The organism is Acinetobacter sp. V2 (assembly GCF_001188385.1).
GTDB classification, from domain to species: Bacteria; Pseudomonadota; Gammaproteobacteria; order Pseudomonadales; family Moraxellaceae; genus Acinetobacter; species Acinetobacter oleivorans.
Genome location: NZ_JZFB01000005.1, coordinates 2,558 through 4,688, shown reverse-complemented (window position 1 = coordinate 4,688; position 2,131 = coordinate 2,558). Strand labels below are relative to the sequence as shown.

Annotated in this window: 2 protein-coding genes; both read left to right on the top strand. The window is 38.7% G+C overall.

The genetic code is table 11. The annotated features are described in order from the left end of the window. The coding region (locus UC75_RS14650) for a neutral zinc metallopeptidase (RefSeq protein ID WP_228137404.1) at positions 1-828 on the top strand (828 nt) is incomplete at its 5' end. Between the two features lie 239 nt (positions 829-1,067). Then, positions 1,068-2,131 (top strand): cation:proton antiporter (locus UC75_RS14645; protein ID WP_228137403.1); only part of this gene is annotated, 1,064 nt, incomplete at its 3' end.

Below are 2,131 nucleotides of genomic sequence, written 5' to 3'. Positions count from 1 at the left end.
GGTATCAGCATTATTGGTTTGGTTGTTGCATTTGTTGCATGGAAGTTTTTTGGGGTTGATCCACAACAAGCTTATCAGGCAACTCAGCAAGTCACTGCATCACAGCAGTCAAATGCAACTGCACCAGAAAGTTTAACACCCGAGCAAAAAGAGGCCTCTGATTTTGTTGGAACTGTTTTGGCTGATACAGAGGATACATGGACTCCTATATTTAAACAGTTAGGTAAAACATATACGCCACCAAGATTGGTGTTATTTAGTGGAATGATTCAATCTGGATGCGGTACTGCTCAATCTGCAATGGGACCATTTTATTGTCCGGCAGATCAGAAGGTTTATATCGATACAGAATTCTTTAAAGATATGCGCCAGCAAATGGGAATTTCTGGTGAACAAAACCAATCTGAACTTTCTAGACAAGATCAGGCAGGCGATTTTGCTCAAGCTTATGTGGTTGCACATGAGGTAGGGCACCATGTTCAAACCTTGCTTGGTATTTCCTCACAAGTTCAACAAGCTCGTGCACAAGCGAGCCAAAGAGAAGGTAATCAATTATCAGTTCGTCAAGAATTGCAAGCCGATTGCTTAGCGGGGATTTGGGCGAGTCATAATCAGCAACGTACTCAATTTTTAGAGCAAGGTGATATTGAAGAAGCGATGGATGCTGCTCAAAAAATTGGAGATGATTATTTGCAGAAACGCTCTACTGGTCAGGTTGTTCCAGATAGCTTTACACATGGTAGTAGTGAACAGCGAATGCACTGGTTTCAGGTTGGTTTAAAAACTGGCGATATTAACCAATGCGATACTTTTAACAATCCAGTTTAATCTTTCCTAGGATGAGTCTTGTTAAACATGTTTAAGAAGCTCATCCGTTTTTTTAGATCATAACTATAAATAATGTTAAGAAATTTAACAGAGTGATAGATTGTTCAATCAATTCGTTAAACTTGTGTCCTAATTTCTGTTTTTTATGATTATGGCATTCTTATGCCAGTTTTTTATTAAGTTTGGTCGATCTAACAAAGTTTCTCTTATTTGGTCGTTGACCCAGAAGAAGGGTATTCATGGGTAATTTTTTTCTACTACAAGCATTTACAGTGGTTTTTGCGTTATCAATCGCAACCACGATCTTCAATAAGCGCATTTTAGGCTTTCCTCAGGCTATTGGTGTGCCGCTGGTCTCAGCAATTTTTGTCTTTATCTTGCAATGGGGCGCAAGCCTGTTAAACGGTAATCAGTTTATTACCATTAATATTCATAATATTGAAGAAGCCGTGCGCCATATCGATTTTTATGATTTTTTAATTAATGGTGTCATCTGTTTTATTTTAACTTCTTCGGCACTTAAATTTAAAATTTCTGATTTAAAAAGTTACTGGAAACAAATTAGTATTTTGGCCACGATTGCATTGGTCATTTGCGCCGTTTTATTTGGTGGATTGCTCTATGGGTTCCAACTACTGGTTGGATATCATGTGCCAATTCTGGTGCTTTTACTTTTAGGTGCAGCTTTAGGAGCAACAGACCCTATTGGTATTAAAGGTGTGCTTAGTTCGATTCGTGCACCGCATCATTTAATTGTTAAGCTGGAAGGTGAGTCACTCTTTAATGATGCAATGTGTATTGCATTGTTTATGACTTTGCTTAATGTTTTACAGGGTGAACATTTCTCGTTGATGGCGACACTAGAAGCTCTACTCTATGAAATTGTTGTTGCGGTCGGGATTGGTTGGGCATTTGGGGTAGGGGTGTTGCGTCTATTACGTGGTAAACACGAAATGGAGTCCCTGATTTTGACAACAGCTTTGCTTGCGAGTGGAGCATATTTAGTGGCTTTGTTTGCCCATGCATCAGCACCGATTGCCTGTGTAATAGGTGGTTTAATTGTTGGAAACAAATGGAAAGAAATACGAGAAGAGCGAGAGATTCAAGAGGTTAATCATTTTTGGCATACCGTAGAAGGGATCATCAACTCATTCCTATTTACTTTAATTGGTCTAGAGTTATTTATTCTTGATTTAAACTTTAGCCTAATTTTAGGCGGTATTGTTGCGTTCTTTATTCTACATATCTCTCGTTTTGCAGCCAACTTCATGGCTTTTGCCTTTTTCCCGAATATGCGGAAAAT